Raw genomic sequence first — 26,504 nt, forward strand, 5'->3', positions numbered from 1 at the left:
ACGACGATTAGCTACGCCCCCATTAGGTGACAGGGATACCTTCAGTGGGGACATTTCGCTTGGCCCGTTTTTCGCCCAACATCAGCATGGCGGGGGTTACGACTAGTGTGAGGATCGTCGCGATGACCAAACCGCCTGCGATCGCCGAAGACAGTTCTGTCCACCACTGCGTTGACGGTGCGCCATAGACGATTTCACGGGTAAAGAAGTTCAGGTTGACCCCAATGACCATTGGCATCAGCCCGAGCGCCGTCGTGACTGACGTCAGAATGACAGGACGCAAACGTTGCGCGCCTGTGCGCAAGGCCGCTTCCATAGGTGATTGGCCGGAAGCCTTTAGATCGTTGTATGTGTCGATCAGGACGATGTTGTTGTTCACTACGATCCCCGCCAATGCGATGACGCCGATCCCGCCCATCACGATGCCGAAAGGACGGCCGGTCACGATCAAGCCCAGCAGCACACCTGCGATGGAAAAGACGATTGCCGACATGACGACAAAGGCTTGGTAGAAGTTGTTGAACTGCAACACCAAGATGACAAACATCAGGAAGATGGCCGTGATGAAAGCCCCGACAAGAAAGATCATGCTTTCGGCCTGATCTTCCGCTTCACCCGCAAAACTGAAATCCACGCCTTCGGGCAAATCAGCCGCGTTTAGCGCAGCCGTCAGTGCGATGACCTGATCGTTGACCAACAGATCAGGTGCGACGTTGGCTTCAATCGTGGCGACCCGTTTTTCGTCAATGCGGCGGATGACGCCTGTACGTTCGGATGGAGCAAACGTCACAAAGTTCGAGATAGGAACCAACCCCGATGTTGTCGGGACGCGCAGTCCGCCAAGTTCGGCCAAAGTCCGTTCTTCGCGTGGGAACCGTACGCGAATGTCCAAACTGCCGTCCACGTCATCGGGGCGGTAGTCCGCCACGGTGATACCTTGGGTTAGCAGTTGCACCGCTTGCCCTAAAAGACTGACATCGGCCCCGAACCTTGCCGCTTCTGCACGGTTCACAAGAATAGAGACTTCAACGCCCGGTACAGGTCGCGTGTCGGTCACATCCGTAAAGCCACCAACGCCATCCATGATGTCGCGGACCTGCTGGACGGCCTGCGCCTGCACATCCGGATTACGGGCTGTGATTTGCAAATTCACTGGCTTGCCTGCCGTTGGGCCACCGCTTTCAGTTTGCACCTGCACGTCAATGCCCGCGATGTCGGCTACGCTTTCGCGGATATCAACGCCAATTTCCGCGGCCGTACGACGGGTGTCCCAAGGCATCAGCTCCAATTGTAGGGTGCCGATTGTTTCTTCATCTCCTTGTCCTGCCGACATGACGGACCGCGCATAAATGCTGGCAATCTCATCATAGGGCAGGATGCGGTCTTCGACCGCGCGGACCAACGCGTCACGTTCGAAAATCGAAAAGTTGTCACGCGCCCGCACCTGCACCTGCATGAAGTCGGGTTCGACGGCTGGGAAAAAAGTGACGCCTTTGCCGAACTGGCCATAGGCGCTGAACCCACCAAGCAGCAAAGCCACGGCGAGCAGCAGCGTTGCCGCAGGACGTGTGATCGCCCATTCCAACAGCCGCACATATCCGCCGGTGAAGCCGCCCATTTCACGCGGATCACCGATTTCAGCGGCATGCAGCGCAGCCTTCGCTTTGGCCGATTGCGGTGGGCGTTTGCCGATCAAGCCGCCCATGACTGGAATGAAAACCAACGCCATGAACAGCGATGCCGAAAGGGTCAGGATCACTGTGATCGGCAGATATTTCATGAATTCGCCGACCATACCTGACCAGAACAGCAGCGGAAAGAACACGGACAATGTGGTGGCTGTCGATGCGATGATCGGCCATGCCATCCGCTTTGCGGCCTCTGCATACGCCTGTTTTGCAGGTTGGCCTTCTTGCAGTTTTCGATCTGCCAATTCGGTGGTCACAATCGCACCATCCACAAGCATGCCAACCACAAGGATCAGAGCAAACAAAACGATGATGTTCATCGAGAAATCCATCGCCCATAGCGCCACAACCCCTGCCAAAAACGCACCGGGGATGGATAGGCCAACCAAAAGGGCGGACCGCGTGCCCAATGCAAAGACAATGACAATCATCACAAGGATCACGGCTGCAATCACGTTGGCCTCTAGGTCAGACAACATGTCTTTGACCTGAACCGATTGGTCTTGCAGATAAGTGACATCAACGCTTTCGGGCCAATCAACCGCCAAGGTTTCGACCAGTGCTTTGACCTCATCCACAGTGTCGATGATATTGGCACCAGATCGTTTCGTGATCTCCAACGCCAAGGCGGGCTGGCCATTGATGCGGGCAAACGATGTCGGATCTTCAAACGTACGGCGGACCGTCGCTACATCGCCAAATGTCACAACCGCATCCCCGCGCACCTTCACGGGCATCGCCATCACGTCTTCAAGGTCTTCGATCAAGCCCGGCACCTTGAGAACAATGCGCCCTGCACCCGTCTCAATCGCACCGGCTGCAATCAGGCGGTTGTTCCGTTGGATTTGGCCGATGAGTTCATCGAAGGACAGGTTGTAGGTCTCGAAAACCGTGGGGTCGATCAGAACCTCCAGAAATTCGAACCGCTGGCCGCCAATGTCGACCTCTAACACGCCGCTAAGCCCCTCAATTTCTTCCTGCATTTCGTTTGCAAGATCGTTCAGGGTCCGTTCGGGGACAGGGCCGGACAGGATTGCTGTGATGATCGGAAAAAGGGCGGTATTGATTTCGGTAATCGTGATGTCACGGGCGTCTTCGGGCAAATCCCCCTGCGCACGATCTGCGGCTTCACGGACCTTGTCCAAGGCTTCTTGGTTGTCGCCGCCAGGGGAAAATTCGAGTTGAATGGATGCGAACCCTTCGGTCGCATCAGAATTCATCGACATAAGGCCAGAGATTGACCCGAATTCGGTTTCCATTGGTTCCAACAGCAGGCGCTCTGCATCTGTGGGGCTGATGCCGTCTAGACCTGTGGATACGTAGAACAAGGGCAGGGGGACTTCAGGGTTGGCTTCCTTCGGGATCGACCCATACGCGTAAGCCCCCACAGATAGGATCATGATCAGGGCCATGACCACAACGCGAGACCGCGAAAACGCAAAATCAATGATGGCGTTCATTCGCTTTGCTCCCCAGCCATCGGCGCGACGGTTTCGGTTTCGTTTACAAAACCTTGGCCGACGGTGATGATATCAACGCTTTCTGGCAGGCCAGTGACCCAAATCCCGTCGATCTGTGCTTTCACTACTTCGATTTCGTAGAATTCCACGACATTGCCGGCATTAACCGTTTTGATGCCTAATGCGCCTTCGCTATCCAGCGAAACAATAGACGGCGACAGGAAATGCGCGGTGACTTCGCCCGTCGGGATGACGACCTCAGCAGATACGCCGGCAGGAATTGCGCCGTCTTCGTTCGCGACCTCGATCTCGGCCAAGAATGTACGGGTTTCGGATGCAGCGGATGTGCCCACGAACGTCAGCACACCTTCGCGTTCTTCACCCGTGATAAAACGAACAGTCGCGGGTTGCCCGACCGACAACCCTGTTAGTGATTGTTGCGGCACCTGAATGGCAACCGTCAACGGTGTGATATCCACCAGACGACCGACCTCTGTGCCTGCTGAAACGAATTCACCTTCATCGAGGTTCAATGTCTCGATGCGCCCGTCAAAAGCGGCGGTGATTGTCAGTGCTTCTGCAGCTTGTTCCACTGCCGTGACCTGTGCCTGCGCGGACGCCAACGCGGAACGTGCCTGTACCACACGGTCAGTCGTCGCTACACCACGGTCCAGCAATTGTTGAGCATTGTCGAATTCGCGCTGTGCTTGGATCAACGCTTCGGATGCGCGATTGGCGTCGGCATCATTATTCGTTGGATCAAAGCGAGCAATGATATCGCCAGCCGAAACATCCTGTCCTTTGCTCACCAAAACTTCGGCAATATCGCCAGACGTTTCAGCCCGCATCGTTGTGTCGCGATCCGGTAAGGCTTGGCCTTCTGCCTGATAAAACTGTGTGACCGTTTCAGCCATTGACGTGGTGACGGCGACGGCAACTGGTTTTGGGTCCTCTCGGGCAACCACTGGATCTGTGTCGTCGGATGGAATGACGAACCCGCTCCCCATCCAACCGACGATCAAAAGCACCAATAGGGCCGCGACCCAAGTTGATCGTGATGCCCCCTTGTCAGACGTAAACTCCAAACGCTGGGGGCGGTCATCAGGCGCTGCTGATGTATCAATCGCCGCGTGTTTTTCTGTCGATGTCTCGGTCGGTACAGGTTCGACAACGTCTGCCGCCGCCGCGCCAGACGATGCATCTTCGGTCGGCGCTTCAGCGACATTTTTCTTGCTGGTCATCAAACTTGTCCTTTGGGGCTACGGGCGGCTGCCCCTGATATTTATTCTTTGCAGAATTAAGCCCGATGATAGCCGATTCCAATGCCGCATCCAAAGAAGCATAGAAATCGACGTTAGAGATCATGCCCCAGCGGATGGCGGGGCATTACAATGATGCAGTTATTTCTATGTGTATCACCTGATTGGCAGGCATCTGGTCGCGCACGTCTTTCATGGCAGTTCGCAACCAGTGCCACCTGCCTAACTGTTGGGGCGCACGCGGTCCGCGGTCTTGTTTGCAAAGGCTTCTAGACGTTCGCGGGCGGCCGGTTGAGTGTTGACGATTCCGCCCACAAACGCTTCAGCATATGCCGCATCCATGCCTGACATGTTGTTCATGTGGCTGACTGCGGAACAGATGGCAAAGTTCGTCAACGGCAAATTCTGCGCGACCTTGTCGGCAATTTCCATCGCTTTGGCAAAGCTGCCACCGTCTTCGGTGATGTATTGCGCAAGGCCCAGATCGACGGCTTCCTGACCTTGGTAGACGCGTCCGGTGAGAATCATGTCGATCATGCGGTATTTGCCGATCATCTCGGACACACGAATTGTCGCGCCGCCGCCCGTGAAAATACCACGTTGGCCTTCGGGAAGCGCGAAGTAAGTACCGGGTTCTGCCACACGTACATGTGCCGCACTTGCCAGTTCCAAGCCGCCTCCGACAACGGCGCCTTGTAGTGCGGCAATGATCGGCACGCCGCCATATTCCATCTTATTGAATGCCTCATGCCAGCGCAGACAAACATGCATGAAATCATCGGGGCTTCGGTCTGCTTTCCAGTGTTCAATCAAATCAAGCCCTGCGCAGAAATGATCGCCTTCACCCGCCAGTAGAACCGCTTTGACACCTGCGATGCGCGCACCGGAAAAGAAACGGATCAGTTCTTCGATTGTCGTCACGTCCAAGGCATTGCGTTTGGACGGGCGGTTCAACGTCAGAACGTAGACGCCGTTATCGCGCGGCGAAATCGAAAGTCTTTCGTAGGTGTCTGGGTTCACAACGTCGTTCATGGGAAGGGGTCCTTTCTGGGATTATTCAGGGAATGCCGCGTCCAACAGGCTGCGGGACCCCTGTAGAATGCGGGTTTGTTCGACTGTACATTCCGGCAAAACATGTTGGGCAAAGAATAGCGCGGTCGCGACTTTCTGGGTCATGAAATCTGTGTCCTGTCCGGTGTCAATTGCGGCTTGCGCCGCGCGAGCACCATCTGCGAGCTTCCACCCCGCCGCCAATGTACCTGCGAGCATCAAGAACGGAACAGACCCTGCAAAGGCCGCGTCGATATCTTTGCGGCTGTTTGTTTGCAGCCAGTCCAAACTGCTTTCGAACGCAGTCCGTGCCAACCCGAGATTTTCGCCGATTGCCTGCATGCTCGTATTGCCCTGCGCCAGTTCTGTTTCGGTCTCAGCAATGCTCGCTGCGAAAAGACGGGCGGTTTTACCGCCGTCCCGCATCACTTTGCGGCCCAAAAGATCGTTGGCTTGAATGGCTGTGGTGCCTTCATAGATCGGCAAGATCCGGGCGTCGCGATAATGCTGTGCTGCACCTGTTTCTTCGATAAAACCCATACCGCCGTGAATCTGCACACCAAGCGACGCCACTTCGACGGCTCGTTCTGAACAATAACCTTTCACCAACGGAACCATGAATTCAGCGAGTGCCGCTATTTCAGAGTCGCCCAGACGGTGAGCGATATCGAGCAGCCCCGCGGTTGCCGCAGCCATGGCGCGACCTGCTTCGGTCAGACTGCGCATTCGCAAAAGCATACGGCGCACGTCCGGATGCGAGATGATGGGGACAGCATCCACGTTTTGGCCATTAACGGGTCGGCTTTGGACACGGTCACGCGCGTAGGTCAGCGCACGCTGATAGGCTCTTTCAGACGTCGCGACACCTTGAACGCCTACGGAAAAGCGCGCGGCGTTCATCATGATGAACATATACTCCAACCCGCAGTTTTCTTTCCCGATCAGAAAGCCAGTGGCGTCGTCATAGTTCAGCATCGCTGTTGGGCTCGCACGCACGCCCAGCTTATGTTCGATGCTGACGCAGTTGACCGCGTTCCCGGTGCCGAGCGTACCGTCTGGGTTCACCATTTTCTGGGGCACGATAAATAGGCTAAGTCCCTTTGGCCCCGCGGGCGCGTCAGATGTGCGTGCTAAAACAAGATGGATGATGTTTTCAGTGAGATCATGGGCGCCGTAAGTGATGAAGATCTTAGTGCCGGAAATCCCGTAGCTGCCCTCGCTGCGCAGTGATGCTTTTGTAGCGACTCGCCCCAGATCGCTGCCCGCCTGCGGTTCGGTCAGGTTCATCGTACCTGACCAACGTCCTGCAATAAGCGGCTTCAGGTACGTGGCTTTTTGGTCGTCTGACCCCGTCAGCAAGAGCGCTTCGATTGCGCCATCGGTGAGTAGGGGGCACAGGCCAAAGCTCATATCGGCCGCATTCAGCATTTCGACTGCCGCCGCGCCGACCGCACGCGGTAGACCCATACCGCCATGCTCAATCGGATGTGTCAGCGCCTGCCATCCCATTTCGACAAACTGCGAATATGCTTGAACATCCCCTTCAGGCATTGTCACGCGCCCTTGGTCGAACCGCGCGCCCAGCGTATCACCAATGTGGGACAGCGGAGCGATCTGTTCGCTGCAAAACCGTGCGTATGCGTCTAGCGCGGCGTGGATATCAGGCAGGTCATAGTCCGCATAGGTATCCAGTGCGGACACCTTATCCCAGTGGGACAAATGTTCGATGCAAAACATCAAATCTTGTACGGGCGGCTGAAATGGCATGCCTGACGTCCTCGTGCAAACTATGGCTTCACGTCGCCTATTCGCAGTATGGCTTGTCGAAAAGCTCATCTTTCGCCAAAGTCTTATCCGATCACGACAGAAGGTGCACGCATGCCAGATAACGATCCTATTGCTCTGACCACAGTATCGGCGGGCTTCATTCAGGACTGGCTGGACGCATTAAGGGTGCGCTGCACACCCGATGAATTGGCTGCATTGCTGACCCGCTCGGGCCTGCAAGCGGGACCAATGGCGCCTGCGCAACGTGTTACGCTGAATGAATTCGTGAAGCTGTATCAACTGGCCGCACCTGAAACGCAGGATGAAATGATGGGGTTATGGAGCCGACCAATTCGCCCACGCGCGTTGCAGCATCTTGTCACGGTGCAGCGCGAGGCTGGCAGCCTGACGTCTGCTTTATACCGTTTTTCGACGTTCTGGAATTTGATGCTAGATGATTTCCGACTGGATTTGCGTACCGATCCTGACCAAGTGGAACTCACCCTTGTTCCCTATGTCCCCGACACACTGCCGCAACGGTTTGGTCATATGCTTTTGTTGAAGTTGGCGCATGGGCTTTTGTCTTGGCTTGGCGGTGCTGAAACGCCCGTGAAAGCAGTTCACTTTGCATTTGCGCGTCCGGATTTTGCTGCCGACTACGCCGTTGTGTTCCCGTGTCCCGTGATATTCGGGGCCAAAGAAACAAGCATCCGGTTTGATCCACGCCAATTCGCGCGCCCGATCAACCGTAGCACTGAAGAGGCGTCTGATTTTCTTGAACGCGCACCGATTGATTGGATATTCACCAGCTCACGCGCCCATACTTACAGCCTGCAGGTGCGCGCTTTTCTTTACGGGGCGAAATGGCATACCGGTCAGCTGTCTGACGCGGCGAATGATCTGAAAATGACTCCCCGCACGTTGAACCGACGCCTGAAAGATGAAGCCACATCGTTTCAGGACATCAAGGATGCGTTGCGCCGCGACATCGCGATCCGTGCGCTTCAGGAAGGTGCCGTCAGTATCGAACAAATCGCCTATGAAACCGGTTTTTCAGCGCCTGCAAATTTCCATCGCGCCTTTCGGAAATGGACTAACAGAACGCCGGGGTCTTATCGTGCCTGATCCCCAATTACTTGGCAAAAAGCCCCGATCTAGACCCGTTGGTCCGCGCTGTCAAAGAAATGCAAGCGGCTCGTATCAAATTGAAGCCCCACGGTCTGTCCTTCAAGCGCTTCAGTCGAACCGGCGGTCCGCACTGTCATGAGGCCAAGATCACCACAATCAACGTAGTGAAAATAATCCGCGCCCAGATATTCGCTCACCTGCACAACGCCATCACAATGACCCGCACCCGATGCCACGACATTGATGTGTTCAGGGCGTGTTCCTAGCTGGACAGCGGCACTTTGGGTATTGTTTTGAAGCGGGCCACGTCCGCCGCCCCTGAGCGTGAACTGATCACCGTCAGTTCCGCAAGGCATAAGGTTCATTTTCGGGCTGCCAATAAATTGCGCTACAAATACGTTTTGCGGGTTTTCGTACAATTCGCGCGGTGTGCCGACTTGCATGATTTGACCGTCTTTCAGGACAACGATCCTGTCGGCAAGCGTCATCGCTTCGACCTGGTCGTGCGTCACGTATACCATCGTGCTTTGCAGGCTCTTGTGAAGCCGCGCAATTTCGAACCGCATATCTACACGCAGTGATGCGTCGAGGTTGGACAGGGGTTCGTCGAACAGGAACCCTTTGGGTTTGCGTACAATCGCACGCCCAATGGCGACGCGCTGGCGTTGTCCGCCTGATAGGTCTTTGGGACGGCGATCCAGATAATCGGTCAGCTTCAGCGTGTCCGCTGCATGGTTCACCTTTTCGGCAATTTCGGCTTTCGACGCGCCAGCCGTTTGCAACGCAAACCCCATGTTGTCGCCAACCGAAAGATGCGGGTAGAGTGCGTAGGATTGGAACACCATCGACAATTCCCGTTCCGACGGAACCTTATGCGTCACGTCATCCCCGTCGAGCACGATTTGCCCGCGACTGGTTTCCTCCAGACCTGCAATCATCCGCAACAATGTGGACTTCCCGCAGCCGGAAGGGCCAACAAAGATGATTAATTCGCCATCGTGAATGTCCAGATCGACGCCCTTGATAACTTGTACATTGCCGAACCATTTTTCGACCGATTTCAGGCTGATTGACCCCATGTTCTTCCCTCGCTTCAGGCAGGCCCTAGGCCACGCCTTCCAATTTTTTATCATGCTGCCAAGACAGCCAAACCGCGGCAGTCCAGGAAAAGTTATTGCCGACGCAGCCTTCGCCCGTCAGGGGATTAAAGCATTCCCAAAAGCCGCTTTTATCGATGACACGGCACAGGTCGTTTTGAACGCGGGCAGCCATGTCGGTGTGTCCTTGTTCTGCAAGGCCAAGGGCTGTCATGTAATTCATTTGTGGCCACAACGGCCCGCACCAATACCGCTGCGCTTCAAAGTCGGGCGCTTCTGGATCCCAGCTTGGCAGCATGTAATCGACCTGTGCCGCGATCCGGGTCATATGATCAATCGTCTTGCCCCATTGTTCAGCGGAACCGCTGTCGGCGTAGAAACACAAAGGGCTGCAATTGCTGAAGCCGTTGCAGAACGTGCCAGAGTGCATATCGCGGGCTGTGAAGGCCCCAAGTTCATCGTTCCAAATTGTGTCTGTTGCAGCCTCGCCTTTGGCAATCCATGCATCAATCTGGTCGCGGACCGATTGCGGTTTGCCAAGCTCCGCTGCCAAGGCGCCCAGATCTTTGTCGGCGCGTAGCAGGACGAAGTGCAGGTTGGGGTCAGCCATCAGGAACGGCCCTTCGTCAGTCAACCGACGTTGATCCCAATCCACGCTATCGCCAAACTGCACGATGGTCAGGTACTTGTCGTATTGCTCTTGGCTAGGGCGGAAGCTTGCGTCGACGTGTTTGTTGTCCCTGCGTGTATATGGCGCCAGATCCGGGGCAACGGTCATTGCATCAAGCCCAAGGTTCCATTCAGGGCAATTATCGCGACCCGTTTCCCAAGGGTGCACAGTTGTGACGATACCATCAACTGTGCGGGCATCATGCCACCAAGCGTGCCAGCGATAGATTGCGTCGAACACGTCGGCGAGACGCGCTTTGTCTTGCATGCTGCCGCCTTCGGTCAGCTTGCGAACAATCGTCGCCAAAACAGGAGGTTGGGAAATGCCAGTTGACGGGATCGGTCCCTTTGTACTGCCCCACCGTGATGGCCCGGGAAAATAGTCCGGGTCATCGCTGCGGAAAATGATGGATGGGATCATACCATCGGGCCATTGCCCTTCGATCAGCGATGTAATTTCGCCCCATGCACGATCCATATCATAGGTCGCGATGCCAAGCGCGACAAAGGCGCTGTCCCAGTTCCACTGGTAGGGATAAAGCCCCTTGGTCGGGATTGTGAAGCCACCCCTGTCGTTGCGAGACAGGATATCGATGGCGCTTTGGGTTAAGGTCATGTGTTATCCTTTCACACTGCCAGCAGTCAGTCCGGCTACCAAAAAGCGTTCGAACCAAAGGAAAAGGGCAAGAACGGGAACGGTCGCAATCACGGCACCCGCCATAAGATGTTGGCGCGGGACCTCTGACGAATTCAGTTCCGCTATGCCGCGTGACAAAGTGAACAGATCGACATTGTCGAGGAACATGAAGGCGAACAAAAATTCGTTCCAAGCGATCATGAAGACGTAGAGCGCGACCGATGCCAGCGCGGGCAGAGCCAGCGGCAGCGTAATCTTGCGAATGACATTCAGCCGGGTAAGGCCGTCCATCAGACCCGCTTCTTCCAGTTCGGCGGGAATACCGCGGAAATACCCTTGCAGCATGTATAGCGCGACAGGGATCGTTGTGGCGGGGTAGACGAACAGAAGCCCCCATAACGTATTGCGCATTCCCAGTTGGCTAAAGATTGCATAAAGCGGAATGACCAGCACGATCATCGGCACCATATAGATCAGCAGGATCGACCGGCTGAGAAAGTTCTGACCGGGAAACCGCAATCTTGCGACGGCGTAAGCGCCTGGCACTGCGAAAAACAGTGTGATGACCACCGTCGCGACAGACACCAACGCCGAATTGAACAAGTAGGTCCCAAAATGGTATTGGGTGAACAGTTCGATGTAGCTGCGGAACAATGCGGTAAAGCCTTGGCCAAAGTCGATTGAGAAATCAAGCGGGTTGGACAACAGCAATTGCTGGTTCTTGAGGCTCATCATCACCATGACAAAGAACGGCAAGGCCACAGCGATGGTGAAGGTCACCAGACCAAACCCTTTCACGAACCGCAGGCACAAGACTTCGACATTGTACCGCTTTTCGTGCCCCGGACCCAGATTGGCGCAGGTCAGATGAATTGACTGCATTACAACAACGGCCATCAAAACGGTGAAGATCAATTGGCCAATTGAATAGGTATCGAGCGAAAGCCCAAGTGGCTGCGCACCGGATGCCACGACAAGCACCACGATAAATGCAAATCCCGCGATCAGGCGTATGCCAATGGTTCGATCGCGCGGTGCATGAAACGCGAGTGCTGCCGCCGCAACCAATCCACCGAGTGCACCTGCGGTCACTTGAGGCTGGAACGTCAGGCCGGAAATGAACAATGCCAACAAGGTGACAATGATCGACCAAATCGCTCCCCAAAGTGCCCCGAACAGGACCGAGAGATAGAAGATGTTTCCAAGACGGCTCATGCGTCATCCTCCGGCGAGAATTTGAAGAAAATGACCGAGAAGCACAGCAACACCAAGAACACGACCACAGCGACCGCCGCACCAGCACCAAGGTTGGACACAGCAAAGGCTTGTTCATAGACGTTGACGGTTAGTGTGCGGGTGCCAGCGGCCCCACCGGTCAGCAAGAAGATGTCGTCGAACTTGTTGAACGTCCAAATGAAGCGCAGCAGGAACAGGACCGCCATGATACCCATCAGTTGCGGCAACGATATGAAGCGGAACTGCTGCAATGGGGTGGCCCCGTCGATCTCGGCGGCTTCATAAATGTCGGTCGACATGGATTGCATCCGCGCAAGGATGAACAACATCGCAAGCGGGAAATAGCGCCAGATTTCGAAGATGATCACGACTGTCAAGGCGACTGGGAAGTCGAAAGTCAAACCAAGGAAACGGATTTCGACAGCGCGTTGTCCTAAGAAACTGATCGGCGTTTCGATCACGCCAAGTTGGATCAAAAGCGCGTTTAACGTGCCGCCCGGTCCGGGATCCAGCAGCAGCACCCATGCCAATGCAACGGCAATCACGGGGGCCACGTAGGGGGACAGGAATAAACCGCGCAGGAAGGCCCGACCGCCAAATGTGATGTTCATCAATTGGGCGGCAAACAGCCCCATAACCAACGCACCAACTGTGCCGGCAATGGTGTAGTACATCGATGCCCACAGGACGGTCCAAAAGTCAGACGCGTTGAAAACACGGCGGAAGTTATCGAGCGTGAAATCGCCATTCGTCAGGATGTTTTCAGGCACAAAGGTGAAGACGGGGTCGCTGTCTTTGATATTGTCCGGCGCGTCGATAAACGCCTGCGTCGCGGCAACTCTGACAATAATGTCTTCGCGTTGTCCGGGTTCATAATCACCCAGATCACACATTAGGTCCTGACCCGTACGTTCACACCGATCATCAACCGTGACGATCTCAAGGGTCGGGGGCACTGTGTCCGTGAAAACGACATCTGCAATCGCGCTTTTGCGCGATGAATTGCGGGCGCGGTAGCGAATATCGGCTTCATCGCCTGCAACCGCAAGATCACCCATCAGGCGTTCATTCATCAAAATCGCAGGCGCACGAAGATCGCCAAGCGTGACTGGTTTGAAACTGATCCAAACGTTTGCAATCAACGGGAACAGCACAACGGACAGCACGATCAGAAAGGTCGGCAGCAGCAAAAGGTAGGCAAACCGCATCTCGCGTTTGGCGAGTGGGCCAAGACCTTTCGGCGGACCTTGATTGGGGATGTCGGGGATGGGCATATTGAAATTCTCGGTTCAAATGAATGGTCGGGGCAACGCGAGGCCGCCCCGATCGTTTGGCTTAGTTGGCCATCAGCGCCATGTGCTCTGCGACGATTTTGTCGGCGGCTTCATCGACGGACAGATCGCCGTCTGTCATTTCGCGAATGACCTTGCTCATGATCTGGCTGTTGATGATGGTGGATGCGGCGGCCAACTGGCCTGATTCCACGCCCCAACGGTCGCCCACGGACAGACCCGCAACGATATCGTCGATGACTTGCTGCGGGTAGATGTCACCTAAGGGGGCCTTGCGATCCACACCAACATCAAGTCCGGCCCATGTGGCTTCATATTCCGAAGAACCGGCTTCAGGACCCGTGCGAACAGGGAACTTGCCTTCAGGCGCTTGGCTGAGCCAGTCACCGTATCCGTCGGATAGCAAGAATTTCACAAATTCCTGTGCCACTTCGGTGTTCGCATCGGCGGTGATGCCCATGTAACGTACGTCAGACCATGCCGCACCGTCCGCATTACCCGGACCGGAAACCATCGTGGCAAAACCAGTGTTGCCAGCCAGTTCTTTTGTTGTCGGATCGTCGTTGATTGTAACAGGTGCGCTGTCACGCAGGCCGCCCAGTTCGTCCAAAATGGACGGGGACCAGATGATCATCGCGGCCTTACCGTCAAGGTACAGCTCACGAGATTGGGACCAGTACAGGTCGCCCTCTGGTGATGCAGCAACAAGTTCCTGATACATTTCAAGAAGTTGCTTGAGGTTCGTTGTGTCCTCGTTCACGGAACCGTCTGCATTGACCGGTGTATAGCCCGTTGCCAATGACAGATGCTCGATCAACTGCATCATGTAGCCTTCGTCGATCTTGGTCGCGGCTACAAAACCGTACATCTCTGGCGGATTGTGCAGTGCTTCAAGTCCAGCGCGGATCGCGTCGTAGGATGTCGGTGCTGCAAGACCTGCTTCCTCAAACAGGTCGTTGCGATAAACAACCATCTGTGTCCAACCGTCGGTTGGTACCGAAACGATTTCTCCGTCGCTCGAAGCCATGCGAATTGGGCCCGCTGCGAATGTGTCGACACCAAGATCATTAACGACTTCATCAGCAGCTGCGGTATCCAACAGACCGGCTTCTGCGTATGGCAAAAGGTGCTGGACTGTGTGGTTCAGCACATCAGGCAGATCACCGGCCGCAAATGCAGCGGTAGCGCGGGTCTGAATGTCGGATTCCTCAACGGGGATTAGTTCAACAACGTGACCTGTTGATGCTTCAAACGCATCGGCCATCTGCTGCTGAATTTCCATCCGTTCCGGCTGAACCTCCATCGTCCAAACGCGGATCGTATCAGCAGACGCAGCCCCGGCCAGAGCGGTCGATAGCATGAGCCCTGTTAATATAGTTGTCTTCCGTTTCATTGTAGTTCCTCCCTAATTGAAACTTCAGTTTGGCCTGCATTTTGATGCGCAGGTCCATCCGTCATGCGCTGCACCAAATGCGCGCGCTGTAGTTCTTGAAACTTGGTCGGGTCCCCACCGTCGATGATGGACAACAGCATATCGCCCAGACGCCGCCCCGCATGTGCCTGTGGCTGTGCCATCGTGCTCAGTGGTGGATTGGCGTGTTTGCCAAAGTGTAATCCGTCGTACCCAATAACAGACACGTCTTGACCCGGAACAAGATCACGGGTCCGCAACGCATCTAAGGCACCCAGTGCCATCATGTCCGTGACACAGACCATTGCAGTTGGAGGAACGTCCAGATCCATCAACAAACTGGCCGCCGCAGTGCCGCCATCGTCGTTAAATTCGGCGATCTGCACGAGATCAGGATCTTCGACCAAGCCATTATGCTTGAGACCACGCAAATATCCGTCAAGACGTTCCTGTGCGAACTGATACTGTAGTGGCGCCCCTATAAATCCGATCCGGCGATGACCCAGCCGCGCAAGGTGGTTGACGGCTGTTACAAACGCATCCTCGCCGTCCACATCATACCATGCATAATCGTCGCTGTTTTGGGTGCGGCCATGGACCACAAACGGACAACCGAGGCTTTGCATCAGCTTGACGCGTGGATCGTTCTTTAAAGGACGTGATATAACCAAACCGGAAATACGACCTGACTTGACCAACCGTTCGATGCTGGCAAGATCACCGACGGATGCATCCGCCTGACTAACGAGAAGATCCCAGTTGCGTTCGTTCAATGCTTCCCCCAACCCGGCAAGCAATTGCGCGACGAAAGGCTGGGCAATCGCACCAATTTGGCGTGGCATTAGGTAGCAAATCGTTTCGGGCGTTCCGATCGACAAGCGCCGCGCGTTTTGGTTCGGGCGATACCCCAATTGATCCGCAGCCTGCTTGACCCGTTCACGAGTCGCAGGGCTGATATCAGCGTAATTGTTCAGCGCGCGGCTAACGGTGCTGACAGTTAGCCCCAAATGCGCGGCCAGAACTTTTAGATTAACTGATTTGTCCGCCATCGATTCTCCCCCTACGTAAACGCTAACCGAAACCGGTTTCGTAAATCAACCGAAATCGGTTTCGGTGATTTTTGGACGATGGAAGTTAGGGCGGATTGCGTTGCAGAATTTGGCCCTAAAGGGCGAATTTTCGTTTGAAAAATGCCTGACAAGCTTCATCAATAGGCGATGCAGAATGTGCAAACACGACAGATCGCTTCGGCAGTTCTGGGATGATTTCAATGTCGATCCCTGCCGTGTTCGACAGGCCCGCCCAGATCGGTAAAATGGCGCGACCTGCGCTGCCCGCGACCAAACTCGCGACGGTTTCGGGCGCATCCATCTCGCAGAGTACGTTCTGTGATCTCAGATTCTGCGCGATCCAGCGCCACGCGATTTCGCCACCCCACGACGTTTTGTCGTATACGATGAGTGGTAGATCCGATGACGCGGCTTTAGTTGGGGTGACCCATGCAAACGATTGCTGCTCCAGCACTTTACACCTCACGCTCTTGGGAAGCGCAAAATGCGGTGCAACCAGAATGGCCGCGTCTAATTCTGCACGCGACAGCAGGTCAAACAGATGGGCCGATGATCCCGGTGTAATGGTCAGATCAACATCCGGTGCGACCGCCTGAAGGTGCTTGATCAGCGATGGCACATGGTCGGCCAACGCGGTTGAAATCACGCCGAGCCGATAAGGCCCGGCCAAACCGTCCGCTGCGATATCGCTTGGCAAAAGGGCGGTTTCCGCGATGATCATTTTGATGCGCGGGATGATCCGCGTACACGCTGGGGTCGCGCGCACGGTTGGCCCTGACCTGCGGACAAGAACCACGCCAAGTTCGTTTTCTAGCGCCTTCAAACGTTGACCGACGGCAGCCGCGGTCAGGTTTTGACGGCGCGCCGCTTCCGCGAGTGACCCGCCCTCGACGACGTCTAGTAAGGTCTGCAGGTAACGAATGTCCAAACTATCTCTTTCGATTGACCGTCGAGATACTCATTATTCGTTTTGTTGCCTGCGCGCTACTCTGTCTCCGAAAATACTACGGAGACCACGATGCAAAGCACCTTTCATCTCGCCTATAACGTCCGCGACCTTGATGCGGCCCGCCAGTTCTACGGCGAAACGCTCGGGTGCGTTGAGGGACGGTCGACGCAAACATGGGTCGATTACAATTTCTTTGGGCATCAGATTTCGCTGCATCTTGGCGAACCCTTCAAAACCGAACCAACGGGTCATGTCGGCGATCATTTGGTCCCAATGCCACATCTTGGTGTCGTCCTTCGGATGGATGACTGGAACGCCTTGGCCGCGCACCTTGAAAGCCAAGGCGTCGCATTCATCATTCCACCAAGTTTACGGTTTGCGGGCGAACCGGGCGAACAAGCGACGATGTTCTTCCGCGACCCATCAGGCAATCCGATTGAAGTGAAAGGCTTCAAGGACCAAACAAATGTGTTCGCCACATGACAGACCGACCTATCATCCCTTTTGTCAGCAATATCAGCGCTGCGTCGCGCAACGCGTGGTCGGTCCAGCTGCAGGCTGCGCTGCCAGATTTCCGTATAGTGCCATTTGACCCGAACGTCGATTTCGCAAACGCAGAGTTCGCGCTAGTCGCAAATCCTGACCCTGACCACCTGTCGCAGCTTCCAAACTTGAAATGGGTGCAAAGCCTTTGGGCTGGTGTGGAAAAGCTGGTGCATAGCTTACCGAATGACGTTGCAATCGTGCGGATGGCTGATCCGCAGTTGGCGAAAACAATGGCCGAAGCCGTTCTAACAATGACGTTGTACCTGCACCGCGATTTGCCAAAATACGCCTCCCAACAGGCGTCCGGCATTTGGGAACAACACGACGTTGTCCTCCCCGAGGATCGCAAAGTCGGCGTTCTGGGGCTTGGCGCATTGGGCCGTTCCGCCTGCGCCGCATTATCACGGCACGGATTTGATGTGTTGGGGTGGAGCAGGTCGCCCAAATCCATACCAAACGTTCGGTGCTTTTCCGGCGAAGACGGCCTGACCGATTTGTTACACGTCAGCGATATCGTCGTTGTTTTGCTACCGCTTACCACAACAACGCGCGGATTGCTGGACCACACCCGTTTGTCACGTATGAAAAGCGGTGCATCGGTCATCAACTTCGCCCGTGCGCAGATCATCGAAACGGATGCGCTGCTCAATATGCTTGCGGCGCGGCATCTCAATCACGCCGTATTGGATGTTTTTGCAGTCGAACCGCTGCCGCGGATGGATCGTTTGTGGCGCACTGATAATCTGACAATTCTGCCTCATGTATCAGCGCCGACAAACATGAAAACCGCATCTGTAGTCGCAGCAAAAAACATCGCAACCTATTTTCGAACGGGTCAGGTGCCGGACAGTGTTGACCGCCAGCGAGGGTATTGAAGGTGCGATAACGTTTCGGTGATGCGCCCGCATGGCAAGTTATCGGCAGGAACCAAATCCTGACCTCGATGTTGTCCCCCCAACGCTTAGACGCTTGAAGGAGACACCATGTCGACGATCACTACGACCAATCCCGCCACAGGCGAGACGATTGAAGCCTACGACTTGATGACCAAAGAAACAGCCGTGCAAAAGCTGGAAGCAGCACACGCGGCCTTTCTTGATTGGCGGACAAAAACACATGCGGAACGCGCCCCATATTTGTCGCGGATTGCCGAAGTTCTGCGTGCGCATTCGGATGAATTGGCAGAGCTGATGACCCGTGAGACGGGCAAGCTGATCAAAGATGGCAAAACCGAAGTCGAAATCTGTGCCGCAATCTTTGACTACACTGCGGAAAACGGGCCGGACGTTCTGGCCGACGAGGAACGCGTGCATGGTCAAAACGAATCCCGTGGCGTGGTCACCCACCAACCCATCGGTGTGATTTATTCAATTCAGCCGTGGAATTTCCCACTATATCAGCCGGTCCGCGTTTTGGCGGCGAACCTAATGGCGGGCAACGGTTGTGTGCTCAAACACGCAAGTATCTGCACAGGATCGGGCCTTCGTCTGCGCGAACTGTGTATTGGAGCGGGTTTGCCTGAGGATTTGTTTCAGGTCATTCTGATCGACCATGAAACAAGCGATGATCTTATCGAACATCCGCTTGTGCGCGGTGTGACCATGACGGGTAGCGACGGGGCAGGGCGCCATATTGGTGCAACGGCTGCTAAGGCGCTTAAAAAGACAGTGCTCGAACTGGGGTCAAACGACGCCTACCTCGTGTTGGAAGATGCTGACATCGAGACGGCCGTCAAATATTCCGTGATGGGCCGATTGTATAACAATGGCGAAACCTGTGTTTCCGCCAAACGTTTCGTGGTGACGGACAAGGTCTATGACGCATTCATGTCCGCATTTGTTGAACAGATGCAGGCGATCACCTTGGGCGATCCAACTGACGACGACACCCAGCTTGGGCCGTTGTCCAGCGAAGATCAGTTCAACACGGTGAAAGAACAAGTCGAGAAAAGCGTCGCAAACGGTGCAAAAATTCTCTGCGGCGGCGAAGCACCTGACTGCACAGGGGCCTATTATCCTGCGACTGTTCTCGCGGATGTGGCGCCGGGTATGCCCGCTTACGATGATGAAATTTTCGGACCAGTCGCTGCAGTCATCCGCGCTAAAGACGACGAAGATGCGATGCGCATCGCCAACGATAGCCGGTACGGTCTTGGCGGCGGGATTTTCAGCAAAGACGAAGAACGTGCGCTAAGACTCGCCCGTGATCATTTCGATACGGGGATGGTCCGGATCAACACCTTTGGTGCTGCTGATCCAAACATGCCCTTCGGTGGTGTGAAGGATTCAGGCTACGGGCGCGAACACGGCGGTTTCGGCATGAAGGAATTCACAAACGCAAAGGCGATCTTTTTCTCATGATTACACTACATGCATTGAAATATTCCCGCGCCACCCGCGTGTTGTGGTTGCTGGCCGATCTTGGCCAACCCTGCAACCGTGTGGATTATGACCGCACAGACAGCTTTCGCGCTCCAGACGCGTTGAAGCAGGTGCATCCGTTGGGGAAATCCCCAGTGATCGAAGATGACGGTGAAATGGTCGCGGAATCGGCCACAATCCTGCGCTACCTCGCGGCGAAATATGGTGACGACAGTCACACACCGCCGCAGGACACGGTGGCCTATTGGCAACACGAAGCGGTGCTCGACTATGTCGAGGCATCCTTCGCCGAAGCCGCGTTGCCAGCCATTCTGCCTGCTTTTGACGGCAAACCCGTGCCGGACAAGGCGCGCGCGGCGCTGTATCAACATCTCGACTACATCACCCAGCTGATTGGTGACGGCCCACTTCTGTTTGGCAAGCGCGCGATGCTGGCCGACATCCAGATGTCCTACATCATCGCACTTTTGGCACAGCTTGACCTGTTGGGCGACCATCCTGCGATCGCGACCTACTGGGACGTTTTGCAAGAACAACCGGGCTACATCGCAGCACTAAAAGCCGCGGGTCCAATGGCCCCGAGCATTTAACCAAGAAAGGACACGACATGACCAAGAATATTCTTATCGCCGGTGCGACCGGCAAAACCGGCCGTATCCTGACCCAAGAGATTTTGGACCAAGGGCACAGTGTCACAGCATTGGTGCGAGATGGTTCCAACACGAGCCAATTGCCCGAGGCCACGAAGCTACGGCAAGCAGACCTCACTGATCTGCAAGCAGGCGTTTGCGACGGCGCAGACGTTGTGATCTTTGCCGCAGGATCCGGCGGCTCAACCGGCCCCGAGATGACCGATAAAGTTGACCGTGACGGCGCGATGCGACTGGTGGATCTGGCAAAGGATGCCGGGGCTGAACGTTTTGTCATGCTCAGCTCTGTCGGTGCGGATCAGTCGGATCCATCCGGTGATTTAGCGCATTACCTGAAAGCCAAGCACGACGCGGACGAGCATCTGAAAGCATCGGGAATGACTTATGCAATCTTGCGACCTGTCGCCCTCACGGATGATGGGCGAAGCAGCGATGTGATCGTTGGCAGTGAAGTCGACAAATCCGCCAAGGCGAGCCGTGCGGATGTCGCCCATGTGTTGGCTATGGCAGCCACGACCGGGCAATACGATGGGGCAGCGGTTGATATGCAATCCGCCTGATATATCATCTGGTCAGCGCAGTACTGCGCTGACCGAAAAGCTCTTGGATGTTCTTGTTTTACGTTTCAGGACTGGCCTCGATAAAGATCGGCGGATCACATCCAGAATGCTTGCGAATGAAATCGTAAAAAAGCCTGAATTGTTACAGGTGGACGTGCGGAATCCAAATGATCTGCTCCATCAACCCTACATTGGTTAGTCCCAATGGGACCACTCTCATCAGTAAGGCAAACCGACATAGTTTTCGGCCATTGATCTTTGGGCGGTTTCGCTTGTGCGCAGAAATTCGATTTCAGCCACCTGCATTTTCAGATCGAATTCGGATTGATCCGGATATTTGTGCATCAACGACGAGAACCACCAACTAAAGCGTTCCGCCTTCCAAACGCGCGAAAGCGCTTTTTGTGAATAGGCATCAATCCCGTCGCTACTATCGTTTTCATAGTAATCGCGTAGGCCATTATACAGGTAATGCACGTCTGATGCGGCCGTATTCAACCCTTTGGCGCCTGTCGGTGGCACAATATGGGCGGCGTCACCGCATAGGAAAAGCCGGCCCCAGCTCATCGGTTCTGTCACGAAAGACCGCAGCGGCGCGATCGATTTTTCGATGCTGGGGCCCGTGATAAGTTTCCGCGACTGATCCGCAGGGATGCGCCGCTTCAGCTCTGCCCAAAACGCGTCATCTGTCCAATCTTCTGGCTTATCGGTCAGGTCGCATTGAATGTAATAGCGACTTAGGTTTTCGTTGCGCATCGAACATAATGCAAAGCCGCGCGGTGAATTCGCGTAGATCAGTTCGTGATTGACCGGCGGCGTTTCAGACAGGATGCCAAGCCAGCCGAACGGGTAAACCTTTTCGTATTCGCGGCGAACATCGCGCGGAATGGTTTGGCGGCTGATCCCGTGGAAACCGTCACAGCCTGCGATGAAATCACAGTCTAGTTGGCGTGCGTCACCGTTGACGGCATAGGTGATATGCGACGTGTCCGTATCAGCCCCATGGATCACAACATCTTGGGCATTAAATTCGATCTTTCCACCTGCCGCTTCACGCGCATCGTATAAATCGCGCGTCACTTCGGTTTGACCGTAAACCACAACCGGCGTGCCTGTGTGTTCCTTGAAATCGACGCGGAACATGTCATCGCCATAAGAAATCAGGGTCCCATCGTGCAATATGCCTTCGGCATGTAAACGATCCGCGCACCCCGCTTCTTCCATCAACGCAACAAGGCCTTGTTCCAAAACACCGGCACGAATTCGGCCCAAGACATAGTCTTTCGTCTTACGTTCAAGAACAACGCTGTCGATGCCACGCGTGTGCAATAGCTGCGACAGCAACAGACCCGATGGCCCGCCACCGATGATTGCGACTTGCGTTCTCACATGGTCCTCCCGTCCTTTACGATTTTTCCCATACTTGGAACGATATTTAAAATGAGTTATTGTGTGTTTTTCATGCTTATATTGGAATGAATGTGGATCGACGTATCAAATTCAGGCACCTCGATGCATTTAGCGCGATTGCGCGGGCACGTAGTTTCACGGTGGCAGCGGATCAGTTGAACCTGACCCAACCCGCGATCTCCAAAACCCTGAAAGAGCTCGAGGACATTCTTGACACGAAAGTCCTCGAACGAAGCCGTTCGGGCGTGTCTTTGACACCGCAAGGCGAAGTTTTCCTGCAGTTTGCCGAACAAAGCACAGCGGCTTTGCGCCACGGTCTTCGCAGCATCCAAGCGTCCGCAGGTACGGCGGGGCGGTTGAGCATTGGGGCGTTACCAAGCGTTGCGTCGTCGCTTCTGCCGCAGGCTGTTTTGACCTTTTCAGCGCAAAGCCCGAATACGCAGGTGGAAATCCACGAAGGGGCTCATCTTGATCTGACGACGCGTCTGCGCAGTGGCACTATGGATATTGTGGTGGGGCGTCTAGGCAAACCCGATACGATGATCGGTTTAATCTTTCAGCAGCTTTATTCTGAACAGGTCGTCATCGTTGCCCGACCAGATAGCCCCGCGTTGGCTGTGCGCGATCCTGCGGAACTTGAAGCTTACCGTGTCTTATACCCTCCAAAAGATGCAGCCATCCGTCCACTTGTTGCGCGTATGCTTATTTCGAAAGGCGTGCCGCTTTTCCGCAATAGGATTGAAACCGCATCGCCCGTTTTTGGGCGTGCTGTGACCCTAGCGGACCCTAACGCCGTTTGGATCATCAGTGAGGGTGTGGTCGCCGACGACATCGCAAAAGGCCGCTTAAAGATGATTGCGGTGGATACTGGAGCAACCGAAGGCGCAGTCGGCATCATGAGCAGGGCGGAAGAAATCCCGTCGGTTGCTACGCGCACTTTCACGACAGTGTTGCAAGACATATGCGCAATTGATGACCCGCAGGGGGCGCGAATGGATGAATATCAAGAATAGTAACTGGCTCAGATTGTACCGGTTTCATCACCAAATGCGTTACCCATAGTGTGAACGTAATCTTGGATCGTTGGAATTGCCGCGTGTGCTGAAAATGATCGAAAAGAATGCGACGGAACTGTCTGCCTTGCACGTTAAATGTTCAAAGACATCCAGACAGGAGCAATCCCATGCGCACGACAATTCCAACCCTCATCTTTCTAGGCCTTGCTGCGGGCAGCGCGCACGCAGAGACTTTTTCAGCTGACGTCTGGGCAGATAATTGGTTCGAAATGCGCATAGACGGCGAACAGGTGGCCGAAGATAGCGTGTCGATTACGACCGAACGCTCTTTCAATGCGGAAAGCTTTACGTTTGCAGCCGAACGTCCGTTTGTGATTGGTCTGGTGGCCAAAGATTTCAAAGAAAATGACACCGGATTAGAATACATCGGGACAGGCCGGCAACAAATGGGCGACGGCGGCGTCATCGTGCAGATTTCAGATGAGTCCGGCGACATCGTGGCCGTCAGTGACAGTGAATGGCAATGCCACGTCATCCATACAGCCCCGCTCGATAAATCTTGCGAAAGTGCATCCGATCCCGTGGCTGGTGCTGGTGCATGCGCGTTTGAAATTGAAGACGAACCGGCAGGGTGGGACACCGCAGCGTTCGACGCTACAGATTGGCCCGCGGCGGATGTCTATACTAAACAGCAGGTGGACCCAAAAGACGGCTATGACCGGATCAACTGGGCTGACGATGCGGAATTGATCTGGGGCCCTGATCTTGAACAAAGCAACACAGTTCTGTGTCGTTTAACGGTCGAATGACCCTCTTGCAAAGGACACCAAACATGACACGTCCCGCTTATATCGCTTCGGTTCTGTGCCTTTTCGCAGCCCCCGCCGCGGCACACGAAGATCACTGTGCTGCGGTTGCAGATTCTGTCGCGGACGCAGGGTTTAGCGACAGTGTCACAGTGACCTGTTCGGATAGCCACGCGACCCTGACATCCGATACCTATCCGGATCATGACATGATGACCGGGATTGTTGCGACAAACGAACAGGTTCCAGTTCCCGCAGATTACAGCGCGCCGATCCTGTTGGCTCCGGTTTTCAGCGGCACCCCGTTGACCCGTGACGCCGCACTCGGTGTCGCGGTGAATGGCGTGCCGATCTACGATTATACAGGCGGCGGCGAAATGACCGAAGCCGATTTGGCGCATCATCAAGCACAGCACGATACATTGCAGACTGGTCAACTTGATGTCTGCGGTGGCCATGCGGGTCGCGGGGATGACTACCATTACCATGTGGCCCCAACCTGCATGATCGCGCAGATGGAAAATGCAGGACCTGACGCCATTATCGGTTGGGCGTTTGATGGCTACCCTATCTACGGCGATAGCAACCCCGATGGATCTGCAATTATCGCAGGATCATTGGACGTCTGTAATGGCCAAACGGATGATACGTTTGGGTATCGTTATCATACGTCAGCGGACGCGCCCTATATCGTGCAATGCTTGATGGGCGTTGTGGCCGACTTTGATCAGTTGCCGCGCGTTCGTCCGTTAACGGCGACCACCGGAGGTGGGGCAGAGCCGGGTCGTCCCCCAAGAGGCGGCGTAGAAGACCTCGTTTTCACGCAAAACGATGATGGTAGCCGGAGCATGGACTACACATATGAAGGACAGGACTATTACATACGGTACGCCCCTTCGGATCAGGCGAATTGCTATGACTACACTACTGAGACGGTGACAAATGCAGGTCAGGTCATGCAGGGCGAATTCTGTCGATAGCTTTGCTTAAAGGAAGGCGCGCCTTGCTGCTTACCCTTCCCAAAGCGCTGTGTTGGGATAGAACTGGGACCATGCAAACCAGAACGCTTGGTGGCTTCCTAGATCCTGACCGTCAGGCCCAACGGCCCGAAGCCCGCCTGCAAAGAGTTCCAGTTTCACGTCGTTAAACGTCACCGATTGTCCTGCCCTGAGGGCCGCGACCGCGAGCGATCGGGGAAAGGCAACTGGCATCCCATTCGCGGTGATCGCCCCAATGACGTCTTCATGGACGCCCAACCGTGGATCAACATCTCCAACCGGAAAAATCGGACCATTTGCATCGCGTGTTTCGCGCAGATTAAAATCGCGGCCCAATGCCAATTCTTCCTTCAATACGGTTGTGTCAGGAAAGGTGGTCCGCCATGTACCCCAATCGGCTGTAATGACGGTTGCTTGGTCTAATTGCAGTCCTGTTTCTGCTAGCGGTCCAGCGACGGCTTTACCAGTAAAGGTATCAAAAACGGATTGGGTTTCGATATCGTACATTACCTTGTTCGACCGGATCAGTAGGCCTGACGTCCGCAAGATCGGCCGCTGCACACCTGCGGGCAGTTGATCGGTGAAATAAGCCTGTGCTGCGCCACACAGGGTGCAATATGGGATGCCAAGATCGCGGCCGCCTAATGTATCATTCACCATTTCACGCACTTCCATGATGCGACGGGGATAGGCGCGGGCTTCACCATTGATGGCGATCCCGAATATGATGTCGTCATCTTTCAACCATATGGCGTCTTCGGCTTTGTCGACCTCTGGGTTGTCGACAGCGGGGATGCAGTGGCAGATTTCATCTGTCGTGTCATAGGGGCGTGCATCAATATTCACGCCGCCCCAGTCGACCAGATGCCAATCAATGTCGCCTTCGACAAATAGGGTCTCCCATCCCGGTACGTAGTTCGTGAAAACGCGGGCCTTATGGCTGAGGTAATCCGGATATGCGGGCATATCCCATGCCATCATTTTGTTAATGATTTCGGTGCGCTGGCGACCGCTTTCGAAAGATGTATCGAGTATGTCTGCGGCCGTGCGGGTCAGCGCCGCACGAAACTCTGGACGCCACGCGAAACGCTGCATGTCCGTCAAAAGCCAAACAAGGCGCGGATCGCGTGTTTGCGCAATGATATCTAACGCGTCTGTATCTGTCGGTGTCCAGTCTGACTGGTTTACGGCAATGGCGAGAACGTCATCCACTGCGGCGATGGTATCTGCGGTAAGCGGCCCTTCAGGGATCGCCGGAGGTTCGCCAAATGCAGCGATAACGTAGTCAGGCAGCGGCGTCGTCTGCGCCGACACAGGGACGGAGGACAGACAAACGGCGATTACTGTGGCGATGGCTTGGCGAAACATGACGGTTCCTATGCGCTGGGGCTTCTCGGGATAAACTACCTCGAAAAGAGCAACGC

The 26,504-nt window shown here is 55.0% G+C and carries 22 protein-coding genes; 9 read left to right on the forward strand and 13 right to left on the reverse strand.

Annotated elements, in window-relative coordinates; genetic code table 11:
• Positions 1–22 precede the first annotated feature (22 nt).
• The 4 genes from K3729_06080 to K3729_06095 all read right to left on the reverse strand — a co-directional run bounded on the left by K3729_06080 (position 23) and on the right by K3729_06095 (position 7,224).
• Complete coding sequence (locus K3729_06080; GenBank protein ID UWR00340.1) at positions 23–3,148, reverse strand: efflux RND transporter permease subunit; 3,126 nt, start codon at positions 3,146–3,148, stop codon at positions 23–25.
• The gene (locus K3729_06085; GenBank protein UWR00341.1) at positions 3,145–4,389 is read right to left on the reverse strand and encodes an efflux RND transporter periplasmic adaptor subunit; all 1,245 of its coding nucleotides are present in this window, start codon (positions 4,387–4,389) and stop codon (positions 3,145–3,147) included. Before K3729_06085 ends, K3729_06080 begins: the two co-directional genes overlap by 4 nt.
• Positions 4,390–4,629: 240 nt before the next feature.
• Entirely contained in the window at positions 4,630–5,439 is an 810-nt protein-coding gene (gene dmdD / locus K3729_06090; protein ID UWR00342.1) for a methylthioacryloyl-CoA hydratase, read from the reverse strand.
• 21 nt (positions 5,440–5,460) lie between these two features.
• Positions 5,461–7,224 carry an acyl-CoA dehydrogenase gene (locus K3729_06095; protein UWR00343.1) on the reverse strand — a complete coding sequence of 588 codons (1,764 nt, stop codon included), beginning with the start codon at positions 7,222–7,224 and terminating at the stop codon, positions 5,461–5,463.
• A 111-nt stretch (positions 7,225–7,335) separates the two neighbouring features.
• Between K3729_06095 and K3729_06100 the strand changes: the two genes are divergently transcribed.
• Positions 7,336–8,349, forward strand: coding sequence for an AraC family transcriptional regulator (locus K3729_06100; GenBank protein UWR00344.1), 1,014 nt, complete (start codon positions 7,336–7,338; stop codon positions 8,347–8,349).
• 29 nt (positions 8,350–8,378) lie between these two features.
• Here the strand turns inward: K3729_06100 and ugpC are convergent, their stop codons facing one another.
• The 7 genes from ugpC to K3729_06135 form a co-directional block, all read right to left on the reverse strand.
• Complete coding sequence (gene ugpC / locus K3729_06105) at positions 8,379–9,431, reverse strand: sn-glycerol-3-phosphate ABC transporter ATP-binding protein UgpC (GenBank protein ID UWR00345.1); 1,053 nt, start codon at positions 9,429–9,431, stop codon at positions 8,379–8,381.
• A gap of 25 nt (positions 9,432–9,456) precedes the next feature.
• Positions 9,457–10,734: a hypothetical protein gene (locus K3729_06110; protein UWR00346.1), complete on the reverse strand. Its 1,278-nt coding sequence runs from the start codon at positions 10,732–10,734 to the stop codon at positions 9,457–9,459.
• Between the two features lie 3 nt (positions 10,735–10,737).
• Positions 10,738–11,970, reverse strand: a complete 1,233-nt coding sequence (locus K3729_06115; protein UWR00347.1) for a carbohydrate ABC transporter permease — start codon at positions 11,968–11,970, stop codon at positions 10,738–10,740.
• On the reverse strand, positions 11,967–13,250 hold the full coding sequence (locus tag K3729_06120) for a sugar ABC transporter permease (protein ID UWR00961.1): 1,284 nt from the start codon (positions 13,248–13,250) through the stop codon (positions 11,967–11,969). Before K3729_06120 ends, K3729_06115 begins: the two co-directional genes overlap by 4 nt.
• 76 nt (positions 13,251–13,326) lie before the next feature.
• Positions 13,327–14,676, reverse strand: coding sequence for an extracellular solute-binding protein (locus K3729_06125; protein UWR00348.1), 1,350 nt, complete (start codon positions 14,674–14,676; stop codon positions 13,327–13,329).
• The gene (locus K3729_06130) at positions 14,673–15,743 is read right to left on the reverse strand and encodes a LacI family DNA-binding transcriptional regulator (protein UWR00349.1); all 1,071 of its coding nucleotides are present in this window, start codon (positions 15,741–15,743) and stop codon (positions 14,673–14,675) included. Before K3729_06130 ends, K3729_06125 begins: the two co-directional genes overlap by 4 nt.
• 115 nt (positions 15,744–15,858) lie before the next feature.
• Positions 15,859–16,692 carry a LysR family transcriptional regulator gene (locus K3729_06135; protein ID UWR00350.1) on the reverse strand — a complete coding sequence of 278 codons (834 nt, stop codon included), beginning with the start codon at positions 16,690–16,692 and terminating at the stop codon, positions 15,859–15,861.
• Positions 16,693–16,782: 90 nt separating this feature from the next.
• Between K3729_06135 and K3729_06140 the strand changes: the two genes are divergently transcribed.
• The 5 genes from K3729_06140 (at position 16,783) to K3729_06160 (ending at position 20,850) form a co-directional block, all read left to right on the forward strand.
• A complete protein-coding gene (locus K3729_06140; protein UWR00351.1) occupies positions 16,783–17,196 on the forward strand; it encodes a VOC family protein in 414 nt (137 codons plus the stop codon).
• Positions 17,193–18,134: a glyoxylate/hydroxypyruvate reductase A gene (locus tag K3729_06145; GenBank protein UWR00352.1), complete on the forward strand. Its 942-nt coding sequence runs from the start codon at positions 17,193–17,195 to the stop codon at positions 18,132–18,134. The genes K3729_06140 and K3729_06145 overlap by 4 nt, the downstream gene beginning before the upstream one ends.
• A gap of 108 nt (positions 18,135–18,242) precedes the next feature.
• Positions 18,243–19,619, forward strand: coding sequence for an NAD-dependent succinate-semialdehyde dehydrogenase (locus tag K3729_06150; GenBank protein UWR00353.1), 1,377 nt, complete (start codon positions 18,243–18,245; stop codon positions 19,617–19,619).
• A complete protein-coding gene (locus K3729_06155) occupies positions 19,616–20,230 on the forward strand; it encodes a glutathione S-transferase (protein UWR00354.1) in 615 nt (204 codons plus the stop codon). The genes K3729_06150 and K3729_06155 overlap by 4 nt, the downstream gene beginning before the upstream one ends.
• Positions 20,231–20,247: 17 nt before the next feature.
• Complete coding sequence (locus tag K3729_06160) at positions 20,248–20,850, forward strand: SDR family oxidoreductase (protein UWR00355.1); 603 nt, start codon at positions 20,248–20,250, stop codon at positions 20,848–20,850.
• Between the two features lie 219 nt (positions 20,851–21,069).
• On the opposite strand, the gene pobA is transcribed toward K3729_06160, so the two are convergent.
• Positions 21,070–22,239: a 4-hydroxybenzoate 3-monooxygenase gene (pobA, locus tag K3729_06165; GenBank protein ID UWR00356.1), complete on the reverse strand. Its 1,170-nt coding sequence runs from the start codon at positions 22,237–22,239 to the stop codon at positions 21,070–21,072.
• A gap of 86 nt (positions 22,240–22,325) precedes the next feature.
• Between pobA and pcaQ the strand changes: the two genes are divergently transcribed.
• The 3 genes from pcaQ to K3729_06180 all read left to right on the forward strand — a co-directional run bounded on the left by pcaQ (position 22,326) and on the right by K3729_06180 (position 25,062).
• Positions 22,326–23,273 (forward strand): pca operon transcription factor PcaQ, encoded by a 948-nt coding sequence (gene pcaQ / locus K3729_06170; protein ID UWR00357.1) that lies wholly within the window; start codon positions 22,326–22,328, stop codon positions 23,271–23,273.
• A gap of 170 nt (positions 23,274–23,443) precedes the next feature.
• Positions 23,444–24,085, forward strand: coding sequence for a PEBP family protein (locus K3729_06175; GenBank protein ID UWR00358.1), 642 nt, complete (start codon positions 23,444–23,446; stop codon positions 24,083–24,085).
• A gap of 23 nt (positions 24,086–24,108) precedes the next feature.
• The gene (locus K3729_06180) at positions 24,109–25,062 is read left to right on the forward strand and encodes a YHYH protein (GenBank protein UWR00359.1); all 954 of its coding nucleotides are present in this window, start codon (positions 24,109–24,111) and stop codon (positions 25,060–25,062) included.
• Between the two features lie 30 nt (positions 25,063–25,092).
• On the opposite strand, the gene K3729_06185 is transcribed toward K3729_06180, so the two are convergent.
• Positions 25,093–26,448, reverse strand: coding sequence for a DUF3179 domain-containing protein (locus K3729_06185; GenBank protein ID UWR00360.1), 1,356 nt, complete (start codon positions 26,446–26,448; stop codon positions 25,093–25,095).
• Positions 26,449–26,504 lie beyond the last annotated feature (56 nt).

This window comes from Rhodobacteraceae bacterium S2214 (assembly GCA_025141675.1).
Lineage (GTDB): Bacteria > Pseudomonadota > Alphaproteobacteria > Rhodobacterales > Rhodobacteraceae > Yoonia.